This window comes from Vibrio gallicus (genome assembly GCF_024346875.1).
In the GTDB taxonomy this organism is placed as follows: domain Bacteria; phylum Pseudomonadota; class Gammaproteobacteria; order Enterobacterales; family Vibrionaceae; genus Vibrio; species Vibrio gallicus.
On sequence record NZ_AP024871.1, the window covers coordinates 161,763 to 187,258 of the forward strand.

At 43.8% G+C, this 25,496-nt stretch carries 22 protein-coding genes and 1 pseudogene; 20 read left to right on the top strand and 3 right to left on the bottom strand.

The window, feature by feature from the left end:
- Positions 1-66 precede the first annotated feature (66 nt).
- Positions 67-1,230 (bottom strand): acetylornithine deacetylase, encoded by a 1,164-nt coding sequence (gene argE / locus OCU28_RS00760; protein ID WP_261816485.1) that lies wholly within the window; start codon positions 1,228-1,230, stop codon positions 67-69.
- 127 nt (positions 1,231-1,357) lie between these two features.
- On the opposite strand from argE, the gene argC reads away from it, so the two are divergent.
- From argC to argH, 4 genes are read left to right on the top strand one after another with little or no spacing between them, the layout of a single operon-like run.
- On the top strand, positions 1,358-2,377 hold the full coding sequence (argC, locus tag OCU28_RS00765) for an N-acetyl-gamma-glutamyl-phosphate reductase (RefSeq protein WP_261816486.1): 1,020 nt from the start codon (positions 1,358-1,360) through the stop codon (positions 2,375-2,377).
- A 23-nt stretch (positions 2,378-2,400) separates the two neighbouring features.
- Positions 2,401-3,183, top strand: coding sequence for an acetylglutamate kinase (gene argB, locus OCU28_RS00770; protein WP_261816487.1), 783 nt, complete (start codon positions 2,401-2,403; stop codon positions 3,181-3,183).
- 54 nt (positions 3,184-3,237) lie between these two features.
- Entirely contained in the window at positions 3,238-4,452 is a 1,215-nt protein-coding gene (locus OCU28_RS00775; RefSeq protein ID WP_261817401.1) for an argininosuccinate synthase, read from the top strand.
- A 42-nt stretch (positions 4,453-4,494) separates the two neighbouring features.
- Complete coding sequence (gene argH, locus OCU28_RS00780; protein ID WP_261816488.1) at positions 4,495-6,369, top strand: argininosuccinate lyase; 1,875 nt, start codon at positions 4,495-4,497, stop codon at positions 6,367-6,369.
- A 110-nt stretch (positions 6,370-6,479) separates the two neighbouring features.
- On the opposite strand, the gene OCU28_RS00785 is transcribed toward argH, so the two are convergent.
- The gene (locus tag OCU28_RS00785) at positions 6,480-7,208 is read right to left on the bottom strand and encodes a glutathione peroxidase (RefSeq protein WP_261816489.1); all 729 of its coding nucleotides are present in this window, start codon (positions 7,206-7,208) and stop codon (positions 6,480-6,482) included.
- 120 nt (positions 7,209-7,328) lie between these two features.
- Between OCU28_RS00785 and oxyR the strand changes: the two genes are divergently transcribed.
- The gene (gene oxyR, locus OCU28_RS00790; RefSeq protein ID WP_261816490.1) at positions 7,329-8,222 is read left to right on the top strand and encodes a DNA-binding transcriptional regulator OxyR; all 894 of its coding nucleotides are present in this window, start codon (positions 7,329-7,331) and stop codon (positions 8,220-8,222) included.
- Positions 8,223-8,258: 36 nt separating this feature from the next.
- On the opposite strand, the gene OCU28_RS00795 is transcribed toward oxyR, so the two are convergent.
- A complete protein-coding gene (locus OCU28_RS00795; RefSeq protein ID WP_261816491.1) occupies positions 8,259-10,943 on the bottom strand; it encodes a penicillin-binding protein 1A in 2,685 nt (894 codons plus the stop codon).
- Between the two features lie 171 nt (positions 10,944-11,114).
- Between OCU28_RS00795 and OCU28_RS00800 the strand changes: the two genes are divergently transcribed.
- From OCU28_RS00800 to astD, 15 genes and pseudogenes are all read left to right on the top strand, one after another.
- The gene (locus OCU28_RS00800) at positions 11,115-11,897 is read left to right on the top strand and encodes a hypothetical protein (protein ID WP_261816492.1); all 783 of its coding nucleotides are present in this window, start codon (positions 11,115-11,117) and stop codon (positions 11,895-11,897) included.
- A complete protein-coding gene (locus tag OCU28_RS00805) occupies positions 11,897-12,448 on the top strand; it encodes a hypothetical protein (RefSeq protein ID WP_261816493.1) in 552 nt (183 codons plus the stop codon). Before OCU28_RS00800 ends, OCU28_RS00805 begins: the two co-directional genes overlap by 1 nt.
- Entirely contained in the window at positions 12,426-12,989 is a 564-nt protein-coding gene (locus OCU28_RS00810; protein WP_261816494.1) for a hypothetical protein, read from the top strand. Before OCU28_RS00805 ends, OCU28_RS00810 begins: the two co-directional genes overlap by 23 nt.
- A 133-nt stretch (positions 12,990-13,122) precedes the next feature.
- Positions 13,123-14,067: pseudogene (gene pilQ, locus OCU28_RS00815) on the top strand (type IV pilus secretin PilQ); the annotation flags it as partial.
- 215 nt (positions 14,068-14,282) lie between these two features.
- Positions 14,283-14,801 carry a shikimate kinase AroK gene (aroK, locus tag OCU28_RS00820; protein WP_261816495.1) on the top strand — a complete coding sequence of 173 codons (519 nt, stop codon included), beginning with the start codon at positions 14,283-14,285 and terminating at the stop codon, positions 14,799-14,801.
- Between the two features lie 21 nt (positions 14,802-14,822).
- Complete coding sequence (gene aroB / locus OCU28_RS00825) at positions 14,823-15,932, top strand: 3-dehydroquinate synthase (RefSeq protein ID WP_261816496.1); 1,110 nt, start codon at positions 14,823-14,825, stop codon at positions 15,930-15,932.
- A 41-nt stretch (positions 15,933-15,973) separates the two neighbouring features.
- Positions 15,974-17,392, top strand: a complete 1,419-nt coding sequence (locus tag OCU28_RS00830; protein WP_261816497.1) for an SPOR domain-containing protein — start codon at positions 15,974-15,976, stop codon at positions 17,390-17,392.
- A gap of 66 nt (positions 17,393-17,458) precedes the next feature.
- Positions 17,459-18,283: a Dam family site-specific DNA-(adenine-N6)-methyltransferase gene (locus tag OCU28_RS00835; protein WP_261816498.1), complete on the top strand. Its 825-nt coding sequence runs from the start codon at positions 17,459-17,461 to the stop codon at positions 18,281-18,283.
- 88 nt (positions 18,284-18,371) lie between these two features.
- Positions 18,372-19,046: a ribulose-phosphate 3-epimerase gene (gene rpe, locus OCU28_RS00840; protein WP_261816499.1), complete on the top strand. Its 675-nt coding sequence runs from the start codon at positions 18,372-18,374 to the stop codon at positions 19,044-19,046.
- Positions 19,039-19,725: a phosphoglycolate phosphatase gene (locus tag OCU28_RS00845; protein WP_261816500.1), complete on the top strand. Its 687-nt coding sequence runs from the start codon at positions 19,039-19,041 to the stop codon at positions 19,723-19,725. Before rpe ends, OCU28_RS00845 begins: the two co-directional genes overlap by 8 nt.
- 98 nt (positions 19,726-19,823) lie before the next feature.
- A complete protein-coding gene (gene trpS, locus OCU28_RS00850) occupies positions 19,824-20,849 on the top strand; it encodes a tryptophan--tRNA ligase (RefSeq protein ID WP_261816501.1) in 1,026 nt (341 codons plus the stop codon).
- A gap of 82 nt (positions 20,850-20,931) precedes the next feature.
- A complete protein-coding gene (locus OCU28_RS00855) occupies positions 20,932-21,516 on the top strand; it encodes an aminodeoxychorismate/anthranilate synthase component II (protein WP_261816502.1) in 585 nt (194 codons plus the stop codon).
- A 226-nt stretch (positions 21,517-21,742) separates the two neighbouring features.
- Positions 21,743-22,954 (top strand): aspartate aminotransferase family protein, encoded by a 1,212-nt coding sequence (locus OCU28_RS00860; RefSeq protein ID WP_261816503.1) that lies wholly within the window; start codon positions 21,743-21,745, stop codon positions 22,952-22,954.
- A gap of 23 nt (positions 22,955-22,977) precedes the next feature.
- Positions 22,978-23,997 (top strand): arginine N-succinyltransferase, encoded by a 1,020-nt coding sequence (astA, locus tag OCU28_RS00865; RefSeq protein ID WP_261816504.1) that lies wholly within the window; start codon positions 22,978-22,980, stop codon positions 23,995-23,997.
- 28 nt (positions 23,998-24,025) lie between these two features.
- Complete coding sequence (gene astD / locus OCU28_RS00870) at positions 24,026-25,486, top strand: succinylglutamate-semialdehyde dehydrogenase (protein WP_261816505.1); 1,461 nt, start codon at positions 24,026-24,028, stop codon at positions 25,484-25,486.
- The last annotated feature ends 10 nt before the right edge of the window (positions 25,487-25,496 follow it).

The following is a 25,496-nucleotide window of genomic DNA, read 5'->3' on the forward strand; positions in this document are numbered from 1 at the left end:
GTAAAAAACCAACAAATAACTTGATATTAATCATGTTCATCATCGTGACTTATTTGAAAGTTTTATTCAGTTTTGTTGTTCAAAGCAGTAGTGATGAATCGATCGCTGAAGGATATCTAAAGTCGGTTCGATAAAATCTAAGCTTAGATACTCATCGGGTTGGTGAGCCTGTTCTATTGAGCCTGGACCTAGAACCAACGTAGGACATAGTTGTTGTAGAAATGGTGCTTCAGTACAGTAGTTTACGGTTTGTGATTCAGTGTGACAGATCTCTTGCATGGTATGGACAAACTCATGTTTGTGGTCGCATTCGTAGCCTGGAATTGCGTCATGCAATGGTGTAATTGTAATTCTGCTCGGCCACTGTTGTTCTATTGGTTCTAGCACTTCTTGCAGGAGCTGGTCTAGGCTCTCTAAGCTCAACCCTGGTAGCGGCCTTAGATCATAGTGAAGCTCGCAACAGCCACAGATTCGATTGGCACTATCTCCGCCATGGATATGACCAAGGTTCAAGGTCGGGTTAGGAATCGCAAAGCCTGGGTGATGGTGGTCTTTGATCAGCTTTTCCTTGAGTTGCATTAGTGCGTACATGACTTGATGCATGATCTCGATAGCATTGATGCCTAGTGCCGGGTCTGAAGAGTGTCCCGATTTCCCTGTAATGCGAATGGAATTGGCCATATGACCTTTATGTCCCCGAACTGGAACTAAGCTAGTAGGCTCACCAATGATGCAATAATCAGGCTTGAAAGGGGCGTCCTTAGTAAAGTGTCTAGCCCCTAGCATTGTCGTTTCTTCATCGCAGGTTGCTAGGATATATAAGGGTTTGCTCTGCTTACCCCAATCTGTCCCCTTACTATGCATTTTCTTTACTGCGTCGAGAATAAAGGCAAAGAACCCCTTCATGTCAGCAGTCCCTAGACCATAGTAGCGATTGTTGTCGAGAGTCAGTTTATGTGGGTCATAGTTCCAGCGGCCCTCATCAAATGGCACCGTATCTGTATGGCCTGCTAACAATAGACCGCCGCTTCCTTGACCAAGTTGTGCCATTAGGTTGTATTTACCGGGTTCGACTTCTTCAGTTGAAACAGCAAATCCCAAACTTTCAAACCAGATGGCTAGCTTTTCGATGACTTTAGCGTTGCCTTGATCCCATTTTTCATCGGTTGAGCTGATAGAAGAGGTGCTAATTAGGCCTTGGTAAACGTCTATAAAATCAGGTAATCGCATATTTATATTTGCATCCACTATTGACAGATTAATACTGAGAGGGTAAAAACATACTAAATCACATAAAGTGAATAAAAAAGCATTTTAGAGCATTTTAAATACATTAGTAATCAATTTAGGGTGAAGCATGAGTATTGACAACCAATTGACCGTCGCGATTATCGGAGCCAGTGGCTACACTGGAGCTGAATTGGCTTTGATGGTAACCAAACACCCTAAACTCAAGCTAGCAGGTTTATACGTATCCGCCAACAGCTTAGATGCGAATAAACCTATCTCAACGCTGCACGGGAAACTGGCTGGTATTGTCGATTTACCATTGTTGCCGCTGACATCTCCTGAGAATGTCGCTGAAAATGTAGATATCGTGTTTTTAGCAACCGCGCATCAAGTTAGCCATGACCTTGCACCTGTATTTTTGGATAAGCAGTGTCAGGTATTTGATTTGTCTGGTGCGTATCGAGTGCATTCCAATAGTTTTTACCCAGACTACTATGGATTTGAGCATCAACATCCACAGCTACTTGAGCAGGCTGTATACGGTCTTGCTGAGTGGAATCGTGAAGAAATTAAACATACGGATTTGGTTGCAGTGGCGGGTTGCTACCCAACAGCCTCACAATTAGCACTTAAACCGTTAATTGAAGGAAAGCTTTTAGATGCAACACAATGGCCAGTAATTAACGCTGTAAGTGGTGTATCTGGAGCAGGAATTAAGGCATCTACGACTAATAGCTTTTGTGAAGTAAGCCTTCAGCCATATGGTGTATTTACACACCGTCATCAACCTGAGATTAGCGCTCATTTAGACCAGCAGGTTATTTTTACGCCGCATTTAGGCAACTTTAAGCGTGGCATCTTAGCCACTATTACTGTGAAATTAGCTGAGGGTGTAGACAGCGAGCAAGTAGAGCAGGCGTTTGTAAACGCTTATGCAGATCAAACCTTAGTTCGCTTAAAGCAGCAGGTGATGCCAAAAATTAAAGATGTTGAATTTACGCCATTTTGCGACATTGGCTGGAGCGTAAAAGGCAAACACCTCATCGTAGTATCAGCGATAGACAATCTTTTAAAAGGTGCATCGGCACAAGCGATGCAATGCTTGAATATTCGTAATCAATTTGGTGAAACCACGTCGCTTCTATAAGAAGTGATAGTAAGGAAAAAATCATGAGTACATTACCATTGGTGGTTAAGTTAGGTGGCGCAGCGTTAGAGTGTAATGAAACGCTTGGTAAGCTGTTTGGTGCATTACAGAAAGTACAGCAGCAATCGCGACGATCCATTGTGGTAGTGCATGGTGGTGGATATTTGGTGGATGAACTGCTTGGTAAATTAGAGCTAACATCAACTAAAAAAGCTGGTCTACGAGTTACCCCAGCAGAGCATATTCCATATGTAACTGGAGCCCTAGCGGGTACAGCAAACAAGATGCTGCAAGGTGAGGCGATTAAATCAGGACTGAGCACTGTTGGTTTGGCATTAGCCGATGGTGGCTTGTGTAAGGTTGAGCAGTTGGACCCTGAATTAGGTAACGTAGGCAAAGCAAGCGCGGGTAATCCTGAACTGTTACAAGCAATCCTTGCAACGCAGTGCTTACCTATTATCAGCTCTATTGGTCTTACCAATAGTGGCGAAATGATGAATGTGAACGCTGACCAAGCAGCGGTAGCAGTTGCTTCAGCACTGGATGCAGAGCTGGTTCTTCTTTCCGATGTGAGTGGAGTCCTTGACGGAAAAGGCCACTTATTAGAAAGCCTTAATTCACAGCAAGCTGATGAATTGATCAAGGGACAGGTTATTACCGATGGAATGATCGTTAAGGTTAATGCGGCTTTGCAAGCGGCCAAGGACTTAGGAAGACCTATTCAAGTTGCCTCATGGCGTTACCCAGAAAAACTAGCTCAACTTTTTGCAGGGCAAAACGTTGGCACACAATTTTTGCCTCAATAACAGTAACTAAATAAATTTACGCAAATGAGCAGATGCTCTTTTGGCGAGTGGAGAATTTCAATGACTAAAGTAAACAAAGTAGTAGTAGCGTATTCTGGTGGCCTAGATACATCAGTGATCATCCCGTGGCTGAAAGAAAACTATAAGTGCGAAGTTGTCGCATTCGTAGCCGATGTAGGTCAAGGTGCAGAAGAGCTTGATGGTATCGAAGAAAAAGCAAAGGCTTCAGGCGCATCTGAGTGCTATGTTGTTGACCTAAAAGAAGAGATGGTTGCAGATTATATCTACCCAACCCTTAAAACTGGCGCGACCTATGAGGGCAAATACTTACTAGGTACTTCTATGGCTCGTCCTATTATCGCTAAGGCTCAGGTTGAGGTTGCACGTCAAGTAGGTGCGGACGCGCTATGCCACGGTTGTACGGGTAAAGGAAATGACCAAGTACGTTTTGAAGGTGCATTTGCAGCCTTAGCCCCTGATTTGCATGTTATTGCTCCTTGGCGTGAATGGGATCTAGTGAGCCGTGAGGAGTGCTTAGATTACCTAGCAGAGCGTAATATTCCTTGTACTGCATCTCTTACCAAGATCTATTCTCGTGATGCAAATGCATGGCATATCTCAACTGAAGGTGGTGTTCTAGAAGAAACATGGAATGCACCAAATGAAGATTGCTGGGCGTGGACAGTAGATCCAGAGCAAGCACCTGATCAGTCTGAAAGCATTACTATCAAGGTTGAAAAGGGTGAGATCACCCATGTAGATGGCAAAGCCATGACTCCGTATGACACCTTGGTGTACTTGAATGAAAAAGGTGCTGCGCACGGTATTGGTCGTATTGATATCGTTGAAAACCGTTTAGTTGGTATGAAGTCTCGTGGTTGTTATGAAACTCCGGGTGGCACCATCATGATGGAAGCGCTACGTGCTGTTGAGCAGTTAGTTCTGGATAAGACGGCGTTTGAATTTCGTGAAGAGTTAGCGGTAAAAGCCTCACATCTAGTTTATGATGGCCGTTGGTTTACACCACTATGTCGTTCTATTCTGGCAGCGTCTGAAGAGCTAGCTCAAGATGTTAACGGCGAAGTTATTATTAAACTGTATAAAGGCAATGCAACCGTTACTCAAAAGCGTTCTAACAACAGCCTTTATTCAGAAGAGTTTGCAACCTTTGGTGAAGATGAAGTGTACGACCAGAGCCATGCAGGTGGATTTATTCGTTTGTATTCGCTATCCAGCCGTATTCGTGCATTAAACGAAATGAAAAAATAGTTTAAAATTATCAAAGATTAAGATCATAGCAGGAGAGCAACAATGGCATTATGGGGCGGTAGATTTACCCAAGCAGCAGACACTCGGTTTAAGCAGTTCAACGATTCACTTCGATTCGATTACCGATTGGCTGAGCAAGACATTGTTGGCTCTATTGCTTGGTCTAAGGCCTTGCTTTCAGTCAATGTATTGGATGAAGCCGAACAACAGAAACTCGAGCTAGCGTTGAATGAACTCAAGCTTGAGGTTATGGAAGATCCTGAGCAGATCCTACTATCAGATGCTGAAGATATTCACTCATGGGTTGAGCAGCAACTGATTGGCAAAGTAGGCGATCTTGGTAAAAAGCTACATACTGGTCGTTCTCGTAATGATCAGGTAGCGACAGACCTTAAGCTGTGGTGTCGTCAGCAGGGAAACCAATTACTTATTGCACTAGATAAGCTGCAAGATAAATTGGTAACAGTTGCACAGCAGCATCAAAAAACGGTTCTACCTGGCTATACCCACCTTCAAAGAGCTCAACCTGTTACTTTTGCACATTGGTGCCTTGCATATGTTGAGATGTTTGAGCGTGATTATTCTCGTCTTAGTGATGCACTTAACCGCCTTGATACCTGTCCACTGGGCTCTGGTGCTTTAGCCGGTACTGCGTACCCTATGGATCGTGAAAAACTCGCGCACTCTTTAGGCTTTCAACGTGCAACCCGTAACAGCTTAGATTCAGTATCTGATAGAGACCATGTGATGGAGCTATTGACCATCTCATCAATGTCGATGATTCATTTATCGCGCCTTGCTGAAGATATGATCTTTTATAACTCAGGTGAGTCTAACTTTATTGAGCTTGCAGATACGGTCACTTCGGGTTCTTCACTTATGCCACAGAAGAAAAACCCAGATGCATTAGAGCTTATTCGTGGTAAATGTGGTCGTGTATACGGCTCATTGGCTGGCATGATGATGACCGTAAAAGCGTTACCATTGGCATACAACAAAGATATGCAAGAAGACAAGGAAGGGCTGTTTGATGCTCTTGATACTTGGAATGATTGTATGGAAATGGCTGCGTTATGCTTTGATGGTATTCAAGTCAATGGTGAGCGTACCCTAGAAGCGGCAAAACAAGGTTATGCGAACTCTACTGAGCTTGCTGACTACTTGGTAGCTAAAGGTATCCCATTCCGTGAAGCCCATCATATTGTGGGGGTAACCGTAGTTGCTGCTATAGAGAAAGGCTGTGCTCTTGAAGAGCTGAGCTTAAATGAGCTCAAGCAGTTCTCGGATGTGATTGATAATGATGTTTATGAAATATTGACCATCGAATCGTGCCTTGAAAAACGCTCAGCTTTGGGCGGCGTAAGTCCTTTGCAAGTGAAGTATGCCGTTGAGCAAGCTCAGAAACGTTTAGAGCAAAGAGACGCATCTGGTGTCAAAGTTCGCTCTGCTCGCCTTACTGATATCGATACTCTTGAAGGAATGGTCGCATACTGGGCAGGGTTGGGTGATAACCTGCCACGCAGCCGCAGTGAGCTAATTCGTGATATTGGTTCTTTCGCAGTTGCAGAGCATCATGGCGAGGTTACTGGTTGTGCATCCTTATATGTGTACGATTCAGGATTAGCTGAAATCCGCTCTTTGGGTATTGAAGCCGGTTGGCAAGGGCAAGGTCAAGGCAGTGCAGTGGTGCAGCATCTGGTTGATAGAGCACGTAAAATGGCAATACAAAAAGTATTTGTGCTAACGCGTACCCCTGAGTTCTTTATGAAGCAGGACTTTATTCCAACCTCTAAGCGACTTCTACCGGAGAAAGTGCTCAAAGATTGTGAGCAATGTCCACGTCAACACGCATGTGATGAGGTTGCTCTGGAGATAGACCTAAATGAGCAGGTAATTATGAAGGTCAATGTTGCCTAAATAGTGCCACCTTATTTAAATAAACCCCTGAGCTTAATATAGCTCAGGGGTTTTGTTTTTTTAGTACCACAAATATAAGCCCACTAATCTTAGTGGGACTTGATTTGCGCTTACGCTAAGTAAGCCTCAAGCTCTTCGCTGCCACCGATATGCTTGCCGCCGATAAATACTTGCGGCACGGTAGAGCGACCAGTTACAGCACGCAATGATACTGACGTTGCATCCTTACCCAGTACAACTTCTTCATATTGCAATCCGTGATCAATCAAAGCTTGCTTTGCTTTGGCGCAAAACGGGCAAGCAGGCTTAGTAAATACAGTGATTGATTCCTGAGTTTTATGTTCTGGTGCAATGTAGTTGAGCATTGTATCTGCATCCGAAACCTTGAACGGGTCACCAGGCTCGTTGGCTTCGATAAACATCTTCTCTACGATGCCATTTTTAACCAACATGCTGTAGCGCCATGAACGCTTGCCAAAACCAAGCTCACTCTTATCTACTAGCATCCCCATGCCATCCGTAAATTCACCATTGCCATCAGGCAAAAAGCGGATGTTTTCAGCTTCCTGGTCTTGCTTCCATGCATTCATAACAAAGGTATCATTTACTGATAGACATACGATTTCATCGACGCCGTGCTCTTTAAAAACAGAGAATAACTCATTGAAGCGTGGTAAATGGCTAGATGAACATGTTGGAGTAAAGGCACCCGGTAGACTGAATACGATGACTGTTTTATTAGCAAAAATATCGTTGGAGGTAACTTGAACAAACTGGTCACCGACTCGAACAGGAAAGGTTACTTGAGGTACAGACTGACCTTCTTTAGATACAAACATATTAGATTCCTTTAAACGTTTTATTTCGTTTTGTTGCGCACATTATTAAACAATCAATCTGATAGGAATAATCGTTTAATGCTATGTTATCAATAGTTAATACTTATCAAAAGGTGCTATGTGAATATTCGAGACTTTGAATACTTGGTGGCTTTGTCTGAGCATAAACATTTTCGTAAGGCTGCAGAAGCCTGTTTTGTCAGTCAGCCAACCCTCAGCGGTCAGATCCGTAAACTAGAAGATGAGCTAGGAACGGCACTTTTAGAACGAAGCAGTCGAAAAGTACTATTTACGGATGCGGGCTTACTACTTGTTGAACAAGCTAAGCGGATACTATCGGAAATAAAGCAATTTACCGATATGGCAGGAGCGCAGGGAGATAGCATGGAGGGGCCCCTGCATATTGGCTTTATTCCCACTGTCGGCCCTTATCTAATGCCATTAATTATACCTAAGATAAAACAGGATTTTCCTGAATTAGAACTGTTTTTGTATGAAGCTCAAACTCATCAATTGGTCGCACAATTGGAGGAGGGAAAGTTGGATTGCGTTATTCTAGCCGCAGTTAAAGAAACGGAACCCTTTAAAGAGATTGAAATCTATGAAGAACCGTTAGTTGTTGCCGTACCTGATAATCACAGCTGGGGTTCATTAGGGGAACTTGATATGCAGCTGCTTAATGGTAGTACGGTGCTGTCTCTTGGTGATGGACACTGCCTTCGAGACCAAGCTCTAGGGTATTGTTTTGCCGCAGGAGCGCAAGATGATAAGCGATTTAAAGCGACCAGCTTAGAGACCTTACGAAATATGGTAGCGGCTGGCAGTGGTATTACCTTGTTGCCGCAACTAGCGGTACCACGCACCCAGAAATCCAAAGATGGTGTAACCTATATAGCCGCACGAAATCCAGTACCTAGTCGTAAGCTAGTGCTTGCCTATCGTCCTGGCTCACCATTTAAAGCGCGTTTTGAACAGCTTGCTGATTATGTTGCGAAACAACTACAGAACATATAATAAAAAACCCCAAGGCTAGCCTTGGGGTTTTATGTTTTAGAACAGTAGTTCATCACCACCATCGTCATCTTTATCATCAGAGTTTTGTTCATCTGAGAACAAATCCCCTCCGAGTAGATTTTCGTTGGAAGAGTCTGGCACATATTCAGTTGGTGCTGTGCCGCGTAAGAAATACTCAAAGCGTGATGTTTCGTCAGCTTTATAGGTTAACAAACCAGAGCTTCGGTCAATACGTGCTTGAACTATATTTGATGGTACCTGCTTACGTTGTATCGGTTCATCTGCAAGGGCTATACGCATGAAATCAATCCAAGCTGGTTGAGCTGTTTTTGCGCCTGCTTCACCGCCACTGACTTGGCTTTTGCCTAGATTAGCGTTGTGTTCGGTTCTGCCTAGCTTGCGACTCGGATTATCGAAACCTACCCACGAGATAGCAACTGTGTGCGGACCAAAACCACTGTACCAAGTATCTTTAGATGAGTTGGTCGTTCCGGTTTTACCACCTATATCACGGCGATGCAGTTTTTGTGCTCTAAAGCCAGTACCGTTCCAGCCTGTACCCTTAGACCAGTTACCACCCCCCCATACATTGCTGTACATCAATTCGCGTACTAAAAACGCGGTTTGTGGAGTAATCACTCGCGGTGCATAGCGCACTTTAGGTTCGGTTTGCGAAGAGGCAACACCGTGGTCATCGGTTACTTCGGTTAACTCAATGGCAGCTTGATGCGCTTCATCGGTTACATCTGTGGTTAATCTGCTACTGCAGTTATGCTTACAGATTACGGTTGGGTTTGCCTTGAAGCGAACGTCACCGTTAGGTGCTTGTACTCTATCGATATAATAAGGTTCAATATAATGCCCGCCATTAGCAAAGGTAGAATATCCCTGAGCCATCTGTACTGGGGTTAAACTTCCGGCGCCGAGTGCGATTGTTTCAGAGCGAGGGGTATTTTTCTTATCGAACCCGAATCGAGTTAGATAGTCTCGCGCCTTATCTAGGCCAACGGCACGTAACACACGCACAGCCATCACATTCTTTGATTGGGCAAGGCCAATACGAAGACGGGTAGGGCCAGCATAAACCGGTGGAGAGTTCTTCGGACGCCACGCAGTGCCGCCTTCTGCATCCCATTGGTTAATTGGTGCATCATTGACTAAAGAAGCAAGAGTCATACCGTCATCAAGTGCTGCAGAGTAGATGAATGGTTTAATGCTTGAGCCAACCTGACGTAAAGATTGAGTCGCACGGTTAAATTTATTATGTACGAAGTTGAAACCACCAACTAGAGATGTGATAGCTCCAGTAGTTGGTTCGATAGATACAAACGCCGTATTAGCACTTGGGATTTGCCCTAAACGCCAAACTATAGGGCTTGGTGCTTGTTCAGGGTTAATTTGTTCGCTATCAGTATCAGTATCAGTTGCTTCAGTTTTCTGCTTGCTATAAACCTTAGGGGTCATCGCTGTTGCAAGGTCTGTAGGGCGAGCCCAAATTTGTTGCCCAACCTCTAAGATCTCAGCTGCTGATTTAGGTGCTCGTCCTTGACGCTCATCAGTTTTAAAGCGACGAGCCCAGCTCATTCCATCCCACTCGATGGTTTGATAGCCGTAGCCTTTAATGTAAACCTCAGCTGATTTTTTATCTATCTTGGTGACAACTGCTGGGTGCATGACACCGTAGCTTGGTTGCTTGCGCATATATGCTTTTAACTCTTGCTCATCCATAGCTTGAGCAGAAGGTTTCCATGCGATTTTCTCTTCACCTCGATAACCGTGACGCTCATCGTAGTTAATCAGGTTACTAATAGAGGCGATATTAGCCGCAGTTTGTAGGTCTGAACGTACAGTAGTGTATATACGCATACCTGAAGTATAGGCTTTTTCTTCACCAAATTTATTCACCATCCAAGCGCGAGCAATTTCAGCTACATAAGGTGCGCTTACTTCGATCTCTGCACCATGAGCGATACCATCGAGCTTTTCTACTCGGGCATCATCAAATTGCTGCTGAGTGATCTTATTTTCAGACAGCATACGTTGCAGAACAACATTGCGACGAGTCATTGCACGATCGATGCTGTAGATAGGGTTCATTGTTGACGGCGCTTTTGGTAGGCCTGCAATTACGGCAATCTCACCAAGGCTTAGGTCTTTGAGATCTTTACCAAAATAAACCTGTGCCGCTGCGCCAACACCATAAGCACGGTGACCTAAGTAGATCTTATTGAGGTATAATTCGAGGATTTCCTGCTTAGTCAATAATTGCTCAATGTGTACGGCAATGAAGATCTCTTTGACCTTACGCATGATTTTCTTCTCATTGGAGAGGAAGAAATTTCGAGCGAGCTGCTGGGTAATCGTACTCGCACCTTGACTGGCACTACCGCTAGTCACAACAGCGAAAGCAGCTCGAGCAATACCGATAGGGTCAAAACCGTAGTGCTGATAAAAACGGCTGTCTTCGGTGGCGATAATGGCATCGATAAGTTGCGGTGGCATCTCATCTAATTTTAGCGGTACACGTCTTTTTTCACCAAACTGAGCCATCAGTTTCCCATCTTGGCTATAGACCTGCATTGGAGTTTGTAGCTCAACATTTTTTAGGGTTGCTACATCCGGAAGTTGTGGTTTTAGATAATAATAGAAACCAAAAATCGTACCTAGCCCAAGAACCATGCAAGCTAATGCAAGAGCTAATGTAATTTTTAAGAACTTCACCGAAATATCCTTGTATTGAGGAGGTGTTTAATTGCTTCATCGCCGATTTGCGACAAATATTTCATGACGAGATAACCCGTGAATTCGGTGAATATCTCGATTAGGTAAGTTTAACCCTTTTTTAACTTAGCTTCCTATATTTTTGATCTTTATCTCATTTTTCGAGGGCTTATGTTCCAAATACACATAGTGGCACTAAAAAACGCAGGTCAAGATATCCAACTGTTAACAATTGCCATTTCTAAAAAGCATTGGAAAGTTTTAGAGTGCGAGCAAGTTTCACGCAGTCAATTCAATAGGCGCATCCATACAGTGTCTCATTTTATAAACCGCTGGAGAACGGATGTCGCGTTAAGTTTACGTCAAGATAATGTACTGCATAAACTCAAGGCCAAACCTAAAGACGTTAATCAGTGGTGGGTGAGGCAGCAGATAGATGAAGTGGTTAATACCGAGTATGCCCATAGAACGCTTAGCTGTGACCATGTAGAAGGTATTGATTCCCTAGAGTTGTTTATCTATGAAACTCAGGCTTTGTCCGAGGTGCAATCTCAATTAGGTGTACAGGCAGATATTGTTGGGTGGCAGGTAATGGACTTGATTTGTCTATGTCGAACCTACAACCAAGTAGCTCAACATAATGTAGAGGCTTACATTGAAGTTGAGGCTAAGCGCATTAATTTCGTTCGATTTAGACGTGGTATTTACGTGCGCAACTTGCCCATAGATAAGCCGGATTTGATAGATGAAATAGCTCACGATATCAGAGGAGAAGGGATCGCTCACATCGCTATATTTAGCCCTGATCAGCAGTTCAATATAAACCTTGATGGGGTGGTTTTAGTTGACGTGCTAGAAATATGGCAGGCTCTGCATATCTCTATTGATACTCACTTTTATTCTGTATTAGCCACCGCGGTTAGCGCTTATCAATGGCGCAAGGGTGTCAGGTGATGATAAACCTTTTACCGTGGCGAGAAGCTCGCTTTCAAAGTCAAAAACGACTAATGATACTGTCGACAATTACCCCTATTTTATTACTTACTTGCATACATGGTTTGTTTATTGGCTTTATGTCACTTCAAGAAATGAAAGAAAGCGAATTGTTATCGGTGACAAAGGTTGAGGTAGGGAAATTGCGTGAGCAGGTTAAGAGCGAGCAGGCCTATTATCTGGAAAATATTAAATACCGCGATTTGCTTATGGATATCAATGAACAATTGCGAACCTTCCATGTAACTAATCTTTTTGAGGCATTACCGAGCACCTTACCGAAAGGCGTATTTATTCATTCGTTGCAATGTGAGCTCTCGTTATGTTTAGCGAAAGGGCAAGTCGAAAATTTTTTGCTTCTAGATGAGTTGGTTTCGCGCTTGCGAAATCAGATAAATATAGAGTCGGTTACCCTTGAGGCACTGCATAGCTCTTCAACGCCACCACTTTCAACCTTTGAGCTAAACCTACTCCTACAAGGTGATAGAGATGTTGAATTGGCGATTCATTGAGTGGCATAAAGTATGGACCTTATCACCGAAGGTAGGTTTGCTAATTGGTGTGGGCATTAGCGGGCTAATAAACCTGACGTTATATTGGTACTGGAACGCATGGCATAGTGAGCAAAAGCAGCAATATCTGCACCTGTATCAACAGCAAGATATTGTACGTATAACACTGCTAAATGAATTGCGAACTTATCGTGAGGTTAATGTCGATTATGGGCAGGCATATCATGAAAAATTATCGCAACTGGCACCACCATTCTCGGCTCAGGATTTTTACGCTTATATTGCACCTAAGCTTCCGCAAAGCATTGAGGTTGAATCTTGGCACTGGTCTACAGTAGATAATCGACTTCGGCTGCATATTACACTGTATGGCGAATTCGATGCCTTTCATCGATTGTCGGTTGATGTACTTAATTATCCCTACCTTAATCGCATCGCAATGCTTCGAGTTGAAAGAGGGGGAGAAAGGCTTAAAGCCGTTATGGATATCGATTTCTACGCTCCAAATATACCTTTTAATGGAGAGAGAAATGAAGATTGAACTTTGCTTGCTGCTATTATTGTTCGCCCCCGTCGTATTGGCTGAGCAGAAGTGGTTTGAGCCTCCACCGCTAAAGAAAAAGGTACCAGTATCCAATAGCAATCAAACGCCACACTTAACATCAGAGAAGCGTCAATCTCGACTATTTTCTATAAAATACGCTAATGCATCAGATATTGCGGATATTCTGGGGCAGCATCGCTCTCAAGGCGTGATTTCGGCCGAAGGCAGTTTGTCGGTCGACCAGCGTACTAATTCTTTGCTTATCTATGAATATCCGGCTCGCTTTGCTGAGATACAAAAAATCATTACTCAGCTAGACATCCCTATAAAACAGGTCTTAATTGAGGCTCGTATTGTTACCTTAAGTCAAGGTAACTTGGATGAGTTAGGGGTTCGATGGGGATTAACTAAAACTGGTAATCCGGTGACTGTTGCGCCGAGTTTGGAGTCATTGCAGGGAAGTAATGTGATAGCAGATAACTTGAATGTAAATCTTGGCGTGGTTAACCCAAATGCTACCAGTATCGCGCTACGTTTAGCCAGTCTAGGCTCTGATACTTTATTGGATCTCGAGTTATCAGCATTGCAGGCAGAGGCGAAAGCCGAGATTATTTCGAGTCCAAGGTTGGTAACAACCAACAAAAGACCGGCATATATAGAGCAAGGTTCTGAGATCCCTTATTTGGAGGCAGCCTCAAGTGGTGCCACTTCCGTCTCTTTTCGTAAGGCGGTGTTAAGTTTGGAGGTAACGCCACAGATAACCCCAGATAATCGATTAGTATTAGACCTTAATGTTACTCAAGATAGACCTGGGCAGGTGGTTAAGACTGGAATCGGAGAAGCGGTCGCAATTGACACCCAACGTATCCACACCCAAGTACTTATTGATGATGGCGAAACCCTTGTATTAGGGGGTATTTTTCAAAAAAGCGTCACCAAAAATGTAGAAGAAGTCCCGTATCTTGCTGAAATTCCGTGGATTGGCGGCTTTTTTCGGCGAACCTCTGAAAAATTAGCACGTAGTGAGTTATTGATCTTTGTAACACCTAAAATACAGGACACAGTATCTAAATAAAGTTACGTAAATTGAGTGAAAAAGCGGGTTCTTAGCCAAGAAAAATAAAAAAAAACAAATTTTGATTGCAAAATCGCCTGCAAATCCAGATAATTTCGGGTCTTATCACGATTTTTATGTGAGGAACCAGGCGTCATTGAAGTGCGTCATCAATAACACGATGATAAATAATGGCGATTTATTTTTTGATTTAACGTTGTAAATAATTGCTGAACATGGCCGAGAAACGTAATATTTTTCTTGTTGGCCCTATGGGGGCCGGCAAAAGTACAATTGGTAGACACCTAGCACAACAACTTCATATGGAGTTTGTTGATTCGGATACTGTGATCGAAGAACGCACCGGTGCAGATATTGCTTGGGTATTCGATGTTGAAGGCGAAGATGGCTTTCGTAAACGCGAAGAATCCGTAATCAATGATCTGACTGAGAATCTGGGTATCGTTTTGGCAACTGGTGGTGGCTCTGTACTGAGTAAAGAAAGCCGCAACCGCTTGTCTGCTCGAGGTGTTGTTGTATACCTTGAAACAACTATCGAGAAGCAACTTGCTCGCACTAACCGCGACAAAAAACGCCCTCTTCTACAAATAGATGAGCCGCGTGAAGTTCTTGAGAGTTTAGCCGCTGAACGCAACCCTCTTTATGAAGATGTTGCCGATTACACAGTAAAAACTGACGACCAAAGCGCAAAAGTTGTTGCGAATCAAATCGTTAAAATGCTGGAAGAGCGTTAATCTTACTGAGGAGTGCATCCCATGGAACGGATCACGGTAAGTTTAGGGGAGCGAAGCTACCCCATTTCAATTGGTGCTGGGTTATTGGGAAACCCGGCCCTTTATTCTTCTCTATTCCCATCCACTAAAGACCTTTCTAAACAAAGTGTCGTTATTATCACCAATACTACTGTTGGCCCTTTATACGCCGATCAAGTAGAAGCGCAGTTTAAAAACTTAGGGTGTCTGACTCGGGTACTAGAATTGCCAGATGGTGAACAATACAAATCTCTAGATACGTTTAATCAAGTGATGACATTCTTACTTGAACATAATTATGGGCGAGATGTGTTGTTGGTAGCGCTTGGTGGTGGTGTAGTGGGAGATTTAGTCGGCTTTGCTGCTGCTTGTTATCAGCGCGGAGTTGATTTTGTTCAGATCCCAACCACCTTACTATCCCAAGTAGACTCATCAGTCGGTGGGAAGACCGCGGTAAATCACCCGTTAGGTAAAAACATGATCGGTGCGTTTTACCAACCCAAAGCAGTGATTATCGATATTGAAACCTTAAATACCTTACCTGAGCGTGAATTTGCAGCAGGTATGGCTGAGGTGATTAAATATGGCATTATTATCGATGCCCCGTTCTTTGAATGGATCGAAAAAAACCAACAATCTCTAACTCAACTCGATGCTTCATCCCTGATAACCGCTATTGCTAAGTGTTGTCAAATAAAGGCGGATGTAGTTGCTGAGGATGAAAAAGAGTCAGGTGTTCGTGCACTACTGAACCTAGGCCACACCTTTGGTCATGCTATAGAGGCCGAAATGGGCTATGGTAATTGGTTACATGGTGAGGCGGTATCTTCTGGCACTGTGATGGCAGCTCGCGCTGCAAGCCTTGATGGTCGAATGACTAGCACCGACGCACAGCGTATTGAGTCTTTACTCATGGCTTTTGATCTGCCTGTACATACTCCAAAGGAGATGACGGGAGAAGATTTTATGAAGCATATGATGCGAGACAAAAAGGTTCTATCTGGTCTACTAAGATTGATTATTCCTAACAGTATTGGTAGCGCACAAGTGGTAAGTGACCTTGATCATAAGTATGTATATCAAGCGATCGAGGATAGCCGACAAACTAAATAAGGGTATTAGGCGCGGTATTAACTGAAGTCAAGGAGTGACGGATGAGCCTGATTCATAAGCTTAAGCAGCACAAAAGGGTAACAAGCGAGCCAGCTAAATGGCTAGAGCTAGAGACACAGTCGCACCTATTAGAGCAACTGAATTCTGGCCTGCAATTTGGTTCTAGCTTAGTTATTATTTCGGGGGCTACTGGTGCTGGGAAAAGCACTATTAGCCAACGTTTTTTTGTCGAATTTCACTCTGCAAAGCATCGTGGACTAATCCAGTGTAAACCCAAGCTATCAATGCTGGAGTTTAAGCTGCAACTGTTTGAACAGTTAGTGTCTGAATATGCCTTCGATCCTGCCTTGAGTCTCTATGAAAACCTAGACCAAGCTTTTGGTCTTGAATCGCATCGCATGTTGCTTGTTATTGACGATGCAGGGATCGCAAGCACCGACATCCTGAGTGAACTTTGGGGTCTGGTAGAGCGCCTAACTGCACACCCAACACTAAGTATTCACTTAGTGCTATCTGCCACACCTGAGTTACAACTTGAAAAAATAAACCCGCTGCAAATTAATTTCAATGTACGACCTAGGGTCATTACTATTCCTTGTCTTTCATCGCAGGATAAAGACCTATTTCTAGATATTTTAGTACTGCGTCGTTTTGATAATATGGCCAAGAGAGACCAAATTCGGAAGCGTTACAGACATAGAAAGGTTTCTCCAGGGCAGCTCAATCATTTAGGTACGGAAGAGAAAGTGAGTAAAAAAATGCCGTCAAATTCTCGTGGTTCAGTTAAATATGGCCTGCTGCTAGCGGTTGTTGTTGCGCTTATTGGGTGCTTTGTTTGGTGGTGGCTTGCTGGCGATAACATGCAGTCGCAACAGGTTGAAGCTGAATCTAAGTCTACATCAGCTATCACCGAGTTGACGATGGCACAAGGTGAGGCACAACCACATGAGATGGAGCCGATAAAGCCAGATACCTTACAGGTAGATGATGCCGCACTACCACCGCCAGTGCTGGATAAAACAGTTACAGTCGGTAAAAGCTCTAACGGACGTCAGCGGGTGATTGTTCCAGAACAGGTATTAGATGGGCTGATTGATAGTGATAACCAGGTTACTAAGCCAGTTGTAGAGCCGGTGACACCTCGGCCCGCTGTCAGCTTTTCGTTCTCTAGAGATGCCTTACTAGCTGTATCAAGCAAGCGTTATACAGTGCAGCTTGCAGCACTTAAAAACATGCAAGAGGTCGAAGGATTTATTGAGCAGTATCATGTAGTAGATAGGGTTCGAATTTACCCTACGATTCGCTCTAATAAACAGTGGTACATAATTACTTATCAAGACTTCAAGACAGTAAGTAAAGCTCAATCTGCCATTTCAAAATTGTCGGCTGATATTCAAAATTTGGGGCCATGGGTTAAATCAATGTCTCAGGTGCATAAAGAGATAGAGATTGGAAAATAACGCTGAGCTCGCGTCGTTTTTATGTTACATTTCGCCACCAATTGAACAAGGGTAGTTAAACCAGCAATGAAGAAAAAACGTGCCTTTCTAAAATGGGCAGGCGGAAAGTACGGCTTAGTTGAAGATATTCAGCGCCATCTTCCGCAAGCAAACACGCTGGTGGAACCCTTCGTTGGGGCAGGATCTGTATTTTTAAATACGGATTATGATGACTATTTACTCGCTGATATCAATCCTGATCTTATCAACCTGTACAACCTTTTGAAGACCAACCCTCAGCCTTATATTGAAGAGGTTAGGCGTTTATTCACGTCTGAATATAATCAAAAGCAGGCTTATCTGGATGTTCGTCGACAATTTAATGAAAGCAAAGATATTCAGTTTCGCTCAATTGCTTTTTTGTATATGAATCGTTTTGGGTTTAACGGTCTGTGTCGTTATAACAAAAAAGGTGGCTTCAATGTTCCATTTGGTTCATACAAAAAGCCATACTTTCCCGAAGCTGAATTAGAGTTTTTTTCTGAAAAGTCGCAGAAAGCGACCTTTATCTGTGCTGGGTATAAAGAAACGTTTGACCGAGTTCGACCAGAGTCTGCAGTTTATTGTGATCCCCCTTATGCACCACTTTCACATACAGCCAACTTTACTACCTATGCAGGCAATGGCTTTTCTTTAGATGATCAGGCCGCATTGGCAGATATTGCTGAGCGCACAGTAGCAAAACAGAAAGTATCAGTACTGATTTCTAATCATGATACGACCCTAACTCGTCGCCTCTATCATGGCGCAAAATTAAACGTGGTTAAGGTAAAACGCACCATTAGTCGCAATGGCGCAGGCCGTAATAAGGTCGATGAGCTGCTGGCACTGTTTCAACCACCTGCTGAATAAGACAAAAATCACAATTGGTTTTGAGTTAAAGGTATAGCTTTTGTACAATTTTGTTCGTTAGCTTACTTCTATAACTTTGAGGCCACAGATGAAAGACTTTTTAATAGCTCCCTCTATACTCTCCGCAGATTTTGCCCGCTTAGGTGAAGATGTAGAGCGCGTACTGCAAGCGGGGGCTGATGTGGTGCATTTTGATGTAATGGATAACCACTATGTTCCTAATCTCACCTTTGGCGCTCCAATCTGTAAGGCGTTAAGAGATTATGGCATTACAGCACCTATCGATGTTCATCTAATGGTTAAGCCTGTTGATTCTATTGTTCCTGAGTTCGCCAAAGCGGGCGCAACTATGATTACCTTTCATGTAGAAGCCTCTGAACACGTTGACCGTACCTTACAGCTAATTAAAGAACATGGCTGTCAGGCCGGCGTGGTGCTAAACCCAGCAACATCACTTTCCCACCTAGATTACATTATGGATAAAGTCGACCTGATCTTACTCATGTCGGTTAATCCTGGCTTTGGTGGTCAATCCTTTATTCCCGCAACCTTAGACAAATTGCGTGAGGTACGTAAACGCATCGATGCCAGTGGACGTAATATCCGTTTAGAGATCGACGGTGGGGTTAAGGTCGACAATATTCGTGAGATTGCCGAAGCAGGTGCAGATATGTTCGTTGCAGGCTCGGCTATTTTTAATCAGCCAGATTACAAACAAGTCATTGATGAAATGCGCAGTGAGCTGGAGAAAAGTAATGATTAAATTTATTGCTTTTGACCTCGATGGCACATTACTAGATAGCGTGCCAGATCTAACCCTAGCAACTGATCAAGCAATGCGAGCTATAGGTCGCCCAGGTGTAAGTGAAGAGCAAATTAGAGAGTGGGTTGGAAATGGTGCAGATATCTTAGTTGCAAGAGCTCTGAGCCAAAGTTATGCAGTAGACTCAAGTCTAAGTGAGGAGCTAAAAACACAGGCACGGGAGAAATTTGATTACTTCTATGCCAGCTGTGGCCACAGTAAAAGTCATTTATATCCGAGTGTAAAAAATACACTTAAGCAGTTGGTTGATGAGGGGTATAAGCTCGCAATTGTCACCAATAAGCCCTTGTGTTTCGTGCCAGAAATATTGGAGCAGCAAGGTATATCTGAGTTCTTCGTTGATGTTCTTGGTGGCGATTCGTTTGCTAAGCGTAAACCAGATCCTATGCCATTGAACTATTTAATGGATAAGCATGCACTGCAACATTCAGAGTTCATCTTGGTCGGTGATTCTAAAAACGATGTATTGGCCGCGAAAAATGCCGGAGTAGCGTCTGTCGCTGTTCCCTATGGCTACAATCATGGTGAGCCTATCGAACTGTCATCTCCCGATTTTTTGATTGAAGAATTATCAGGGTTACTTTCAGTATTGAAGCAAAATGAACTTTTGAGTGTTTAAAGCTAAAAAACGATTATTTTCTTTGGCAATATACTCGTTGGTGAGTACACTGCTGTGTTCCATATTTGATTTATTTGTAGTTTTGAGGAAGTCATAACATGAGCGCGAAACCTATAGTGTTAAGTGGTGTTCAGCCGTCTGGTGAATTAAGCATTGGTAACTATCTAGGTGCTCTGCGTCAATGGCAACAGATGCAAGATGACTATGATTGCCAATACTGTGTTGTTGACCTTCATGCGATTACCGTGCGTCAAGATCCAGCAGCACTGAGAGAGGCAACCTTAGATGCATTAGCAGTTTGCCTAGCGGTTGGTGTTGATCCCAAGAAGAGTACATTGTTTGTGCAGTCTCATGTGCCTGAACATGCTCAACTGGCGTGGATTCTAAACTGCTACACCCAGATGGGTGAGCTAAATCGAATGACTCAATTTAAAGATAAAGCACAACGCTACGCCAACGATGTCAATGTTGGCTTGTATGGCTACCCAGTGCTTATGGCTGCCGACATTCTGTTGTATGGTGCTCATCAGGTTCCTGTAGGAAACGACCAGAAGCAACACTTAGAGCTAGCTCGTGATATTGCCAACCGTTTTAATAACCTCTACGGTACGCCTGAGGCACCTATTTTTCAGGTTCCAGAGCCGTACATCCCTACAGTAAATGCTCGTGTTATGAGCCTACAGGATGCATCGAAGAAGATGTCTAAGTCAGATGATAACCGTAAGAACGTTATTACCTTGCTAGAAGATCCTAAATCCATTCTGAAGAAAATTAACAAAGCTCAAACAGATGCAGAAAGCCCAGCTCGTATTGCTTATGATGTAGAAAATAAGGGCGGTATTGCAAACCTTATGGGATTATATTCTGCGGCAACAGGCAAAACCTTTGCTGAAATTGAGGCTCAATATCAAGGGGTTGAAATGTATGGCCCATTTAAGAAAGATGTTGGTGAAGCCATTGTTGCAATGCTAGAGCCGATTCAATCTGAATACCAGCGTGTGCGTAATGATATTCCGTATCTTACTGAAGTGATGAAAGCGGGATCTCAAAAGGCATCAGCTAGAGCTGCCGTAACCTTAGATAAGGTTTATGAAACGGTAGGTTTTGTTAAACGCCCTCTATAAAATGCCTAGGCGTCAGCTTAAATAATTGTGATAGAATGCCACCGCTTTGCGGTGGTATTTTTTTTGGAGCCTATCTTTCCCCATGCTGTTAATTATTGATAACTACGACTCTTTTACTTACAACCTATATCAATACTTTTGTGAGTTAGGGTGTGAGGTGAAAGTGGTGCGTAATGATGCAATTACTATTCAAGAAATAGAAGCCTTATCACCGCAGGCTTTGGTTATTTCTCCTGGGCCTTGTACGCCAGATGATGCAGGGATATCCCTACAAGCCATTCAATACTTTATGGGGCGACTACCGATACTCGGTGTGTGTCTTGGTCACCAAGCTATTGCGCAGGTGTTGGGCGCTAAAGTAGTAAGGGCACATAAAGTGATGCATGGTAAAACCACAGCGATTGAGCATAATAGTTGTGGGGTGTTTAATGGCTTGAATAACCCGCTTACGGTAACGCGTTATCACTCTTTGGTTGTAGACAAAAACACTCTCCCTGAGTGCTTACAGATGACCTCATGGACACTAGATGAAGCCGGTCAGCCGTTTGAAATTATGGGCTATCGACATAGAACTTTGCCTATTGAAGGGGTGCAATTTCACCCGGAGTCGATAAAAACCGAACAGGGTCACGACATTCTCAACAATTTCCTCAAGCTAATTCGTTAATTTTCAACCCATCAGCGACCTTTATTTTTGCTAGTCGCTCAATTATACATCATGCTTCACATTGTCTATCTTTGGTGCCGATTCCGGTAGTAATTATGTATAAATAAGTCTTGAATTAGTTAATAATTTGTTAATACAATGCGCATACAGAGGAAATCTCTATCTCATGCTTTGCCATTGGCCTATTTTCTCATTAGGCTGAAGGGAAACAGAAAAGGAGCGCATCATGTTTTCAGAAGTAACCCGCCAAGATTTCGACAAGGTAATGCTACCTTGCTACAACCCGTTGCCAATGATTCCCGTTAGAGGAGAAGGGTCGCGAGTATGGGATCAGCAAGACAAAGAATATATAGATTTTGCTGGTGGTATTGCTGTTAGCTGTTTAGGGCATTGCCATCCAGTGATGGTTAAGGCGTTGACCGAACAGGCTAATAAATTATGGCATTTGAGCAATGTTATGACCAATGAGCCGGCATTGAGATTAGCGAAAAAACTCACCGAGTTAAGCTTTGCAGATAAGATATTTTTTGCCAACTCTGGAGCAGAGGCCAACGAGGCAGCCCTTAAGCTTGCTCGTCGTTATGCCGTTGATAACTATGGTTCAGACAAAACTCAAATCATTGCTTTCAATCAAGGCTTTCATGGCCGTACCTTCTTCACGGTAACCGTTGGTGGACAAGCGGCATACTCCGATGGATTTGGACCAAAGCCTGGCAATATCGAACATATTCCATATAACGATATCGAGGCTTTCAAGGCGGCTATATCAGATAAAACCTGTGCAGTCATGATGGAACCTTTACAGGGTGAGGGTGGAATCGTGCCGCCGACGCCAGAGTTTGCCCAAACAGTGCGTGAATTGTGTGATAAACATAATGCGTTATTGGTGTTTGATGAGGTGCAAACGGGTAATGGTCGTACTGGTGATTTCTATGCGTACCAAGGCCTTGGTGTAACTCCAGATATTTTAAGTACTGCCAAATCCCTAGGGGGCGGTTTTCCAATTGGAGCCATCTTGACTACAGATAAGGTAGCTAAACACCTTAAAGTTGGGACTCACGGCTCAACCTATGGTGGTAACCCATTAGCGTGTGCTGTCGCAGAGGCAGTTGTTAACCACATATCAACCCCAGAGGTGCTAGATGGAGTGAAGCTGCGTGAACAGCTGTTTCGTGACCATCTTGCGCAAATTAATGCTAAATACCCAATCTTTAAAGAGGTTCGAGGTAAGGGGTTATTGATCGGAGCTGAACTGGTTGATGAGTGGCAAGGTCGTGCTCGTGACGTACTGGTTGCTGCGGGTGATGAGGGCTTAATGCTGCTAGTCGCTGGTGCTAATGTGGTTCGTTTTGCGCCATCATTGGTTATTTCAACACAAGAAATTGAACAAGGATTTGCCCGCTTAGAATGCGCGGTGGCGAAATTATATAACGCTTAGTTATCTATCAGGAGGATAGTGCGATGTTGGTAGTACGCCCAATAGCCAAGGAAGATTACAACGCTCTTTATATGTGTGCAGAGGAATCCGGGCATGGATTTACATCTTTACCCGTAAATGAAACCCTGCTTAACAATCGAATTGAACATTCTGTTGTCAGTTTTGCCAAGCAGAACGTTAAGGAACCCAGTGATGAAGGGTACTTGATGGTTGGATTTGATAGTCATACAGGAGAAGTTGCAGGCACTACTGGTGTCGAAGCCGCTGTGGGTTGGGACGTACCTTTCTATTCATACCATATCAGTAAGGTGGTTCACTCTTCGCAAGCCTTAGGGGTGAACAACGTTGCACGCTTACTAACCTTTGGTAATAACTACACCGGATGCTCAGAGATATGCACTCTGTTTTTGCGCCCCAGTTTTCGTGGGGGCTTAAATGGTCGCTTGATGTCTAAGTGCCGCTTTTTGATGCTGGCTGAGCATCCACATCGCTTTTCTCGAACTATATTTGCTGAGATGCGTGGGGTGTCCGATCAAGCGGGTAAATCTCCGTTTTGGGAGTGGTTGCAAGACCACTTCTTCTCTATTGATTTCACCCATGCGGACTACCTTACAGGGATAGGTAATAAAGGTTTCATTGCAGACTTGATGCCTAAGCTGCCTATCTATATCAACCTATTAAGTGAAGAGGCTCAGGCTGTTATCGGTAAGGTACACGATAACACTAAACCTGCATTACGCCTGTTAGAGAAAGAAGGGTTTATCTGTCGAGATTATGTCGATATTTTCGATGCGGGCCCGACGGTAGAGTGTGATGTACACAACATAGATACAGTGCGTCGCTCATTTAGGGCCAAGGTTTCTATCGCAGAACAGCATAGTACTCAGAACTATATTATGTGTAATACCTCTTTTGAAAACTTCCGTGCTGTTGCACAGCCCGCCGCTGTTGACCATGAATCTCAAATCGTAACTTTGTCGGCAAAGGTCGCTATGGCCCTCGAAGTCAAAAATGGGGATTGGATTCGTATGGTGGCGCAGTAAGTTTACACAACGACAAGGATGAATGGATATGACAACGCATTTCATAGCGGGTGAATGGATCTCAGGTCAAGGTGGCGAACTCGGTTCTCAATCACCTTACAACAGCCAATCAATCTGGCATGGCCATAGCGCAACGAAGGGGCAAGTAGAGCTTGCAGTGCTGAGTGCTCGTAATGCCTTTTTAGGTTGGAAAAAGCGCTCTTTTGAACAGCGTGAGCAGGTCGTATTGCGCTTTGCTGAGTTAGTAAAAGAGAATGCTGAGTTAATCGCGACAACCATTGCCCAAGAAACAGGTAAGCCATTGTGGGAAACCCGCACTGAGGCTGCGGCGATGGCTGGAAAAATTGCGCTATCTATTCGTGCTTACCATCAGCGTACAGGGACTCAACATAAACAGGTTGGAGAGAATAGCGTTACACTTCAGCATCGTCCATTAGGTGTTTTAGCGGTATTTGGTCCATATAACTTCCCTGCTCATTTACCAAATGGTCATATTGTTCCGGCGTTACTGTCTGGTAATACGGTTGTATTTAAACCATCAGATCTTACCCCCTTATGTGGTGAGTTAGCCGTTAAGCTGTGGCAAGAGGCCGGTATTCCTGCTGGGGTTATCAATCTTGTTCAGGGTGGAAAAGAGACTGGTATTGCCTTGGCCAGTTCGAACCATATTGATGGTTTGCTGTTTACTGGTAGTGCGCAAACGGGTCATATCTTGCATCGCCAATTTGCAGGTCAACCAGAGAAAATGTTGGCTTTAGAAATGGGGGGGAATAACCCGCTTATCGTTTCAGAGCAACATGGTGACTTAGATGCTGCGGTATACACTATCATCCAGTCTGCATTTATTAGCGCGGGTCAGCGCTGCACCTGTGCTCGTCGACTCTATATCCCTCATGGTGATACCGGTGATACCTTAGTCTCGCGTTTAGTTGAGGTGACCAAGCAGCTTAAAATGGATCAGCCCTTTGCGGGTGAGCAGCCATTTATGGGGACGCTTATTTCTCGAACTGCGGCGCAGCAAATTGTTATAGCGGCAGAGAGTTTGGTGGGGCAAGGTGGCGAGTATCTGGTTAAAGGTGAGTTAGGTAGTGATGCATTTTTATCTCCGACAATTCTAGATGTGAGTGCTGTAGCTGAATTACCCGATGAAGAGTACTTTGGTCCTCTATTACAAGTTGTCCGCTACTCATCATTCTCTGAAGCTATACAGTTAGCAAATAGCACCCAATATGGGCTCTCTGCTGGCCTTATTTCTACCTTAGATGAACAGTGGGAGCAGTTCTGTGATGAAATCCGTGCTGGAATAGTAAATCGCAATCGTCCTATTACAGGGGCAAGTGGTGATGCACCATTTGGCGGCCCAGGCGCATCGGGCAACCTTCGTCCCAGTGCTTTTTACGCCGCAGATTATTGTGCTTACCCTATGGCATCGATTCACGGAACGGAACCATTATTACCTGAGTCTTTGTCGCCAGGTATTAGCATGTAATAGCAAGGAG